Source organism: Methylobacterium sp. WL120 (assembly GCF_008039465.1).
GTDB classification, from domain to species: domain Bacteria; phylum Pseudomonadota; class Alphaproteobacteria; order Rhizobiales; family Beijerinckiaceae; genus Methylobacterium; species Methylobacterium cerastii.
Genome location: NZ_VRUT01000179.1, coordinates 1 through 8,621 on the forward strand (window position 1 = coordinate 1; position 8,621 = coordinate 8,621).

At 74.0% G+C, this 8,621-nt stretch carries 9 protein-coding genes; 5 read left to right on the plus strand and 4 right to left on the minus strand.

The window, feature by feature from the left end:
* A partial coding sequence (locus FV229_RS23085; RefSeq protein WP_147754200.1) for a leucine-rich repeat domain-containing protein occupies positions 1–947 on the minus strand: 947 nt, incomplete at its 3' end.
* Positions 948–1,152: 205 nt separating this feature from the next.
* Here FV229_RS23085 and FV229_RS28275 point away from each other — a divergent pair.
* The 5 genes from FV229_RS28275 (at position 1,153) to FV229_RS23110 (ending at position 6,185) form a co-directional block, all read left to right on the plus strand.
* Positions 1,153–1,839: a hypothetical protein gene (locus FV229_RS28275; protein ID WP_246688304.1), complete on the plus strand. Its 687-nt coding sequence runs from the start codon at positions 1,153–1,155 to the stop codon at positions 1,837–1,839.
* Positions 1,784–3,061 (plus strand): terminase family protein, encoded by a 1,278-nt coding sequence (locus FV229_RS23095; protein ID WP_246688305.1) that lies wholly within the window; start codon positions 1,784–1,786, stop codon positions 3,059–3,061. The genes FV229_RS28275 and FV229_RS23095 overlap by 56 nt, the downstream gene beginning before the upstream one ends.
* A 127-nt stretch (positions 3,062–3,188) precedes the next feature.
* Positions 3,189–4,349 carry a phage portal protein gene (locus tag FV229_RS23100; protein ID WP_147754202.1) on the plus strand — a complete coding sequence of 387 codons (1,161 nt, stop codon included), beginning with the start codon at positions 3,189–3,191 and terminating at the stop codon, positions 4,347–4,349.
* A 50-nt stretch (positions 4,350–4,399) separates the two neighbouring features.
* Positions 4,400–4,894 (plus strand): HK97 family phage prohead protease, encoded by a 495-nt coding sequence (locus FV229_RS23105; RefSeq protein WP_147754203.1) that lies wholly within the window; start codon positions 4,400–4,402, stop codon positions 4,892–4,894.
* Positions 4,895–4,901: 7 nt separating this feature from the next.
* Positions 4,902–6,185, plus strand: a complete 1,284-nt coding sequence (locus FV229_RS23110) for a phage major capsid protein (RefSeq protein WP_147754204.1) — start codon at positions 4,902–4,904, stop codon at positions 6,183–6,185.
* A 30-nt stretch (positions 6,186–6,215) separates the two neighbouring features.
* Here the strand turns inward: FV229_RS23110 and FV229_RS23115 are convergent, their stop codons facing one another.
* From FV229_RS23115 to FV229_RS23125, 3 genes are all read right to left on the minus strand, one after another.
* Positions 6,216–6,791 (minus strand): PAS domain-containing protein, encoded by a 576-nt coding sequence (locus tag FV229_RS23115; RefSeq protein WP_147754205.1) that lies wholly within the window; start codon positions 6,789–6,791, stop codon positions 6,216–6,218.
* A 182-nt stretch (positions 6,792–6,973) separates the two neighbouring features.
* A complete protein-coding gene (locus FV229_RS23120; protein WP_147754206.1) occupies positions 6,974–7,849 on the minus strand; it encodes a trypsin-like serine protease in 876 nt (291 codons plus the stop codon).
* 103 nt (positions 7,850–7,952) lie between these two features.
* On the minus strand, positions 7,953–8,621 hold a 669-nt coding region (locus tag FV229_RS23125; protein WP_147754207.1), incomplete at its 5' end, for a S1 family peptidase.

Sequence of the window (8,621 nt, forward strand, 5' to 3'; positions counted from 1 at the left end):
ATGCGCAGCGCCGGGTCGTAGACGTCGCGGCTGCAGCTCGCGAGGCTCGGCGGCCCGGCGAGCACCCGCCAGCCCGGCGGCAGCAGCGGCATCACGAGGCCGTCGGCCCCGTCCGGATGGTCGGTGATCCGCCCAAGCGCCCCGGTGAGGTTTTGGTGCGCGCCGGCCGCGAGGCACGCCTCCATCTCGCGCTCGGGCAGGCCGTCGCTGGTCATCGCCCCCTTGAACAGCTTGAGCGCGACGGCCTGCTGCGTCGCCCCCGAACGCCAGAGCGCGCGGTGGACCCGGCCCGACGTGCCCTCGCCGAGAAGCGGGCCTAGATCGAGGTCGGCGAACGGGATCGCGGCCGCCGCGGAGCGGGGCGCGTCGCCCTCGAACGCGTTGCCGGCCCACGAGGTCCAGGCGAGGCCGGGCAGGGCGGTGAGCCAGGCGGGCAGGGCGTCGAGGCGGTTGGCCGCGAGCCGGATCAGCTCGAGGTTCTGGCAACCCGCCAGGCTGTCCGGGAGGGTGCGCAGGCGGTTGCCCGAGAGCATCAGCTTCTGCAGCCTCGGGCGCGCGCCGAGTTCGTCCGGCAGGTGCGCGATCCGGTTGTCGGTGAGCGTCAGCCAGCGCAGGCGCGGCGGCAGCGCCTCGCCCGGCACGTCCGTCAGCCCGCAGCCGCGAAACCCGACCTGGCTCAGCGCTGTGCAATTCCCCAGGGCCGGCGGAAGCTGCGAGACCGGGTTGCCGGAGCAGAACAACACCTCCAGCCGCTTGAGGCGGCCGAGATCGTCCGGGAGGGCGGAGAGCGCGTTGCCCGAGAGGTCGAGCAGCTCCAGCGTGTCGGCCAACCCGAAGATCTCGGGTGGAAACGCAGTCAGTCCGGCGGCCGGCAGGCGCAAGGTGCGGGCGCCCGCGAGGTCGCCGCGGCGGAGGGCGGCGAGGGTGTCGTGCGTCGCGTCCGGCATTCTCGGGATCTGCGCTCCAGCCCGCTTGGTCAACCGGGGTCGTCGCACGAAGCGCAGGCTCCGAGCAAACGCAGCGCAAAGGACAAAAGGCCGATAAAAGGATTATGTGCTTGACATCGGCACGCTCCTCCGGCATAAGAACCGCACGCTCCAGAAGTGTGACGAGACGGCTCGGGAGGCGGCGATGGGCAGTCCGAACTACCGGGTGCCGCCGGAGCTGCGCGAGGCCGCCGCGCGATTGATGCGCGAGAGCGACCTCACCCTCAGCGCGATCGCCCTCACCACGGGCCTGTCGCTCGGTACGCTGTGCAAGTGGAACCGCGCGGAGAACTGGCGCCCGATACGGAAGCGGCGGCGGGACTGGGACGCGTCGCCGCCGAGGCTGGCCGCCCTGCATCGTCTCGCCCGCCCACGGCGCGGTCCGGAGCTTCAACCCAAGGGCGTCACGCCGGCCAGCACGGAACCCGACGCGGTCGTGCGGCCCGCGGTCGAGCACGCCGGGGCCGAACACGCCTTGGACGAACATGGCTTGGACGAGCACGCCTTGGACGAACATGGCCTGGCCGCCGCCGACCTGCCGACGCTGCGGGCGGCCTTGCGCGCCCACATCGGCCGGCAGATCGCGGCCTTCGACGAGGCGCTGCGGGGCGAGGGCGCCGCGGTGGTCGATTCGGCACGGGTGCTGCGCGACCTCGGCGGCCTCAAGCGCCTGCTCGACGACCTTACGATCGAAGGGGAGGGGGATGGCCGCACACCCGACCCTTCCGCCCTCGACCTTGCGGGCCTCCGCGCGGAGATCGCGGGCCGCTATGGACGATGCCGCGACGAGCGGCCGGATGACGGCCTTCCTGGCGAGCCTGCCGCCGCCGCTCCTGCGGGCGCTGGCGCTTGATTGGCTCCACCAGGCCCGGCCCGACCAGCTTCCGCCGCCCTGGGAGGACGACTGGACCACCTGGGCGGTGATCGGCGGCCGCGGCTGCGGCAAGACGCGGACGGGGGCGGAATGGGTCGACGCGCTCGCCCGCGGCGACCCGGCCTTCACCGACGCGGCGATCGGCCGGATCGCGCTGGTCGGCGAGACCTTCGCCGACGTGCGCGACGTGATGGTCGAGGGGCCGTCGGGCCTCCTCGGCCTGCCCGAACGCGGCGCCCGCCCGCGCTGGTCGCCGAGCCGGCGCCGCGTCGAGTGGGCCAACGGCGCGGTGGCGACGGCGTTCTCGGCCGAGGAGCCGGATTCCCTGCGCGGCCCGCAATTCGGCGCTGCGTGGTCCGACGAGATCGCCAAGTGGCGGCGGCCGGAGGTCACCTTCGACATGCTGCAATTCGGGCTGCGGCTCGGCGCCCGCCCGCGCAACCTCGTCACCACCACGCCGCGGCCGATCCCGCTGATCCGACGCCTCATCGCCGACCCACGCACCGTGGTCACCCAGGCGCGCACCGCCGACAACGCCCAGAACCTCGCCCCCGCCTTCCTGGAGGCGGTGGTGGGGCGCTACGCCGGCACCCGCCTCGGGCGGCAGGAACTCGACGGCGAACTGATCGACGACCGGCCCGACGCCCTGTGGACGCGGGACATCATCGAGGCGACCCGCGTCGCCGCGGCGCCCGAGCTGCCTCGCATCGTCGTCGCGGTCGACCCGCCGGCGAGCTCCGGCCGCTCGGCCGACGCCTGCGGGATCGTCGCGGTGGGTGCGCTCGGCGACACCGCCTACGTGCTCGCCGACGCGACCCTGGCGCGGGCCGGCCCGCAGGCCTGGGCCAACGCCGCGCTGGCGCTCTACCACCGGCTCGGCGCCGACGGACTCGTGGTCGAGGTCAACCAGGGCGGCGAGATGGCGACCGCGGTGCTCGCCCAGTGCGATCCCGCGGTGCCGGTGACGCCGGTGCGCGCCACCCGCGGGAAGTACCTGCGGGCCGAGCCGGTCTCGCTGCTCTATGCGCAGGGCCGCGTCCGCCACGTCGGCGCGCTGCCGGCGCTGGAGGACGAGCTCTGCGACTTCGGGCCGGACGGGCTCTCGTCCGGCGCCTCGCCCGACCGCCTCGACGCCCTGGTCTGGGCGGTGACGCACCTGCTGCTCGCCCCCCGCGCCGAGCCGCGGATCCGAAGCTTTTGAACAAGCCTCGATGAGCCCGGCTCATCGAGGTCTTGCCCCCGCGACTGCGGGGCGGCGGCGATCCGCCGGACCTCATGGGTTTCGACCCATGAGACATAGGAAAACTTCCATTCCAAGGAGGCGCCCGATGCCGACCCTGCTCACCCGGCTGGCGCGCGCCGCCGGCTACGTGCCGGCCGTGAAGGCCGCGCCCCTCGGGGGGCCGGGCGTCGCCTTGTACGGCGACGCCCGCGCCGTCTGGACCGCCCGCGACGGGACGGCGCTCGCCCGCGAGGGCTACCAGCGCAACGCCGTCGTCCACCGCGCCGTGCGCCTCGTCGCCGAGGGCGCCGCGACGATCCCGCTGGTCGTCACCGGCGCGGAGGCCGTCGACCACCCGATCGCCGCGCTGCTGGCGCGGCCGAACCCGCGCGAGGGCGGCACCCGGCTGCTGGAGACGCTGTACGGGCACCTGATGGTGTCCGGGAACGCCTACCTGGAGGCGGTGTCGCTGGACGGGGTCCCGCGCGAGCTGTTCGCGCTCCGCCCCGACCGGATGCGGGTAGTGCCGGGCGCCGACGGCTGGCCCGCCGGCTACGTCTACGAGGTCGGCGGGCGCCGCGTCGTCTACGACCAGTCCGGCGCCGTGCCGCCGATCCTGCACCTCGCGCTGTTCCACCCCACCGACGACCATTACGGCCTGTCGCCGATGGAGGCGGCGGCCGTCTCGCTCGACATCCACAACGCGGCCGGCGCCTGGAACAAGGCGCTGCTCGACAACGCCGCGCGCCCCTCCGGCGCGCTGGTCTTCGCCGGGGCCGGGGCGTCCCTGAGCGAGGCGCAGTTCGTGCGGCTGAAGGCCGAGCTCGAGGCGAACTACCAGGGCGCCGGCAACGCCGGGCGGCCGCTGCTGCTCGAAGGCGGGCTCGACTGGAAGCCGCTGGCGCTCTCGCCGAAGGAGATGGACTTCGTCGAGGCCAAGGCCGCGGCCGCACGCGAGATCGCGCTCGCCTTCGGCGTGCCGCCGCTGCTCCTCGGGCTTCCGGGCGACAACACCCACGCCAACTACGCCGAGGCCAACCGCGCCTTCTACCGGCAGACCCTGGTGCCGCTCGCCCGCCGCACCGCGGAGGCGCTCGCCCACTGGCTCGCGCCGGCCTTCGGCGACCTCCGCCTCGAACCCGACCTCGACGCGATCGAGGCGCTGGCGACCGAGCGCGAGTCGCTCTGGCGCCGGGTGCAGGCGGCGGACTTCCTGACGACGGCCGAGAAGCGCGAGGCGGTGGGCTACCCGCCCGAGCCCGCCTGACGCGGCGGGCCACGCCTGCCTTCTGCCCGTGTTCGCTTCGGAGACCGCCCATGGACGGCCATTTCACCGGCTATGCCAGCCTGTTCGGCGTGCCCGACCTCGGGCGCGACGTGGTGCAGGCGGGCGCCTTCGGCGCGAGCCTGCGGCAGCGCGGCGCCGCCGGGGTGCGGATGCTGTGGCAGCACGATCCCGCCGAGCCGATCGGCCGCTGGCAGGCGCTGGCCGACGACGCGCGCGGCCTGCGCGTCGAGGGCCGCCTCAACCTCGCGGTGCAGCGGGCGCGCGAGGTCGACGCGCTGATGCGCGACGGCGCCCTCGACGGGCTGTCGATCGGTTTCCGCACCGTGGCGGCCCGCCCGCGCGGCGGCTTCCGCCAGCTCCACGCGGTCGACCTCTGGGAGATCTCGCTCGTCACCTTCCCGCTGCAGCCGGGCGCCCGCGTCGCGCAAGCGCCGCTGCCGGCGGAGCTGCGCGCCTTCGCCCGGCGGCTGGCACCCGGCGGCGGCGTCCGCCGACCTCCATTTCCCTTCGCTTTCCAACGGTGAGGTTCCCATGACCCGTCACGATACCTTCGAGACCAAGTCCGACTTCGCGCTCCTGGAGAACAAGGCCGGGCGGCCCGCCTCCGATCCGGGCACCGCGCGGGACGCGTTCGACGGGCTGACCCAGGCCTTCGAGGCGTTCAAGGAGACCAACGACATCCGGCTCGGCCAGATCGAGGGCCGCCTTGGGCCGGACGTGCTCACCGAGGAGAAGCTGGCGCGGATCGACGCGGCCCTGGACAGCGCCCGGACGCGGCTGGACCGCATCACCCTGGACCGCGCCCGCCCGCCGCTCGACCGCCCCGAGCAGCCGCGGGACGCGATGACCGACGAGCACAAGGCAGCCTTCGATCTCTACGTCCGGGCCGGCGAGAGCGGCGGCCTGAAGGGCCTGGAGGCCAAGGCGCTCTCGGCCGGCTCCGGCCCGGACGGCGGCTACCTGGTGCCGCAGACGATCGAGCGCGAGGTGCTGAAGCGCCTGTCCGCCCTGTCGCCGATCCGCGCCATCGCCAGCGTCCGCACCATCTCGGGCGGGCAGTACAAGCGCGCGGTGGCCACCGGCGCCCCGTCCGCCGGCTGGATCGGCGAGGCCGCGCCGCGACCGGCCACCGACGGGCCGGTGCTGTCGGAGCTGAACTTCCCGGCGATGGAGCTCTACGCCATGCCGGCGGCGACCCAGACGCTCCTCGACGACGCCGTCGTCGATCTCGACGCCTGGCTCGCCGACGAGGTCGAGACCGCGTTCTCCGAGCAGGAGGGCGTCGCCTTCGTCACCGGCAACGGCGTGAGCCGCCCGCGCGGCTTCCTCAGCTACGACACCGTGGCCAACGACGCCTGGGTGCCGGGCAAGGTCGGCATCGTCGGCACCGGCGCGGCCGGCGCGTTTCCGGCGGCCAACCCCGCGGACGTGCTGTTCGACCTCGTCTACGGCCTCAAGGCCGGCTACCGCCAGAATGCCGGCTTCGTCATGAGCCGGCGCACGCAGAGCGCGATCCGCAAGTTCAAGGACGCGGACGGCAACTACCTCTGGCTGCCGCCGACCGCCGCCGACCGGGCCGCGACCCTGCTCGGGTTCCCGGTGACGGAGGCCGAGGCGATGCCCGACATCGGGCCGGCCAGCCTCGCCGTCGCCTTCGGCGACTTCCGCCGCGGCTACCTCGTGGTCGACCGCACCGGGCTGCGGGTGCTGCGCGACCCGTACTCCGCCAAGCCCTACGTGCTGTTCTACACGACCAAGCGCGTCGGGGGCGGCGTGCAGGACTTCGCCGCAATCAAGCTGCTGAAGTTCGCCTGAGGGCGGGGCGGCGCGGGTCTCGCGCCGGCCTCACGCGTCCGGGCGCCTCGCCAGCGCCCGGCCGACTTCGAGGAGGAGCGTGTCGACGAGCGTCCGCAGCCGCGTCTGCCCGGTGCGGTCGATCGCCAGGCGCGCGGCGAGGATCTGGTCGGCGGCCTGCTCCAGCGGGTCGGACGGAGGCAGCATGCGAAGCTTCGGCCCGGACAGCACGCTGAAATTCGGACGTGTGTCCGTGATGTCCACGTAGGCGCCGTGGCCGTGCATCCCGTTTGCCGTGGGCACCAGATGCCCGCGGTTCCGGATCCAGCGGATTTCGCCGGCCTGCGTCAGGATGCGGAACTCGGCGGCGAACGTCCCGCCTGTCCGGCGCACCCGTTTGATCTGTGCGAAGACCCAATCGCGATCCTCGGGATGGATGCGGGCCAGCGCCTCGTCGAGGGTGAGCGGCTTTCCGGCCAACGACGCGTCGCCCGCCATCACGCTGGAGGCCCCCGCATCCAGCACCGACCGCCCCGACGCGACGTTCGTCTCCCAGACGCCGACGAACCCGAAGGCGTTCAGCGCCGAGGCGAGCGAAGGCGTGACGGGTGTCGAACCGTCGAACATGAACGATACCCTTGCACGAAGGCGCATCGGGTTTGCGGGGCCCGGATGCGCCGATGCCGATGCTGCCAGCGGTATCATCCACTGAATTGAAAATACAATCGCGCCGCCACTCCCGGCGATCGACCCGCAGCCGGTACGACGACCGTGTGTTTCGCCGCCATTCCAAGATCAGATGGTGGGTCTCAGCGGGCGCGGCCGGGCCGGGCCATCCAGTCCGAGCGGTTGCCGCGGCCGGCCGGCATCGCCTGGCCGACCTCGATCCGCGCGAGTTCCGCCGAGCGGGCGGCGATCCACCCGGTGTGCTCGGCCACCGGCGTCACTGCGGTGAAGCCGCCGCAGGCGGTACGGTGGCGGGCGTCCTGGCGCATCGCGCCGCTGGACCAGCTCACGACGCCGACGATCTGGTAGCCGCCGGGACCGCCCGACAGGATCGGGCCGCCCGAATCGCCCAGGCATGCGCCGGCGCCGGCGGTCTCGGCCATGCGGCGCCGGTCGGTGACGACGGTGACGCGGTTGGCGACCTGCAGCGAGCCGATCGAGACAAGGTGGGCCTGGCGCAGGGTGCGTGCGCTGTTGCGGCGGTTCTCGGCGACGACGCCGAAGCCGGCGATGTCGACCGCGTCGCCGTTGCCGATCGTCCCGGCGCCGCGCGGATCGAGGGGGGCGTAGTCCGCCCCGAGCGGCTGCTCGAGCTTGAGCAGGGCGAGGTCGATGCCCGGCTGGTCCTCCGGCGTGGTGCCGGGCACGAAGTCGGGATGCATCGAGGCGGCGATCACGGAGACCCGGCGCTGGCGAAAGCCGCGGTCGACCGCCACGATGCTGTAGCCGGCCGGCTGCATCACGCAGTGGGCGGCCGTCAGCACGAGGTCGGGTGCGATCAGCGTGCCCGAGCAGATCTCGCCGAGCGTGCTCTCGATCCGGACGACGAAGTTACGCGTGCCGTTGGGGTCGCGGGTCACCGCGCCGTTGATCACGGCCGAGGCCGGCGCCGGCAGAAAGCTCAGCAGGCCGAGGGACAAACCGCCGAGGAGGGCGCCGCGGAGGACAGTGGCGAGCATCGTTCACTCCGGGGGCCGAAGGCGCACTCGGCCCGGTGGGACTCAAGCGTAACGTAAAGCAATCCGTCGGCCAAGGTTCCGTTCCTTGAGGGAGTGGGTCCGCTCAGCGCCAGCGCGCCGCGCCGCCCCAGCCGGCCAGCGTGCGGTCGAGCCAGTCCCGCTGCGGCGCGACGAGCACGGCTTGCGTGAGGCCGCCGCAGGCGCCGCCGATCCAGGCGGTGACGGCGACGACGCCCGATCCGTCCGAGACCGGGCCGCCGGAATCGCCCTGGCAGCCGCCGGCGCGGCCCGGGCCCTTCAGCCAGACCAGGATGCGGCTCGGGCCGTGCGGCTCGATCACCGGCAGCGCGACGCTGCGGAAGGTGCCGGTGGAGCGTGGGTCGCCGGGCGTGTCGGCGCCGTAGCCGGAGAGCGTCAGGGTCTCGCCGGCCCGCGGGCTCGCGGCGCTGAACGTCGCCGGGGCGAAGCGCGACGGCAGCGGCGTGTCCGTGCGCAGGAGCGCGAGGTCGATCGAGCGGCGCCGGCCGGCGATCGCCCCGGCATCGTAGCCCGGATGGACCGCCCGGGCCGCGACCGCGACGAGGACCGGCTGCCCGGAGGCGTCGCGGAAGTGGACGCGGTGCTCCAGCCCCGCGGCCGCGCAATGGCCGGCGGTGAGCACCGCGTCGGGGGCCACGACCACGGCCGAGCAGACGCCGCCCTTCGAGGACAGGACCATCACCGCGCCCTCGGGCGTCGCCTCGGCGCCGCCGACCACCGCGCCCGCCGGGCC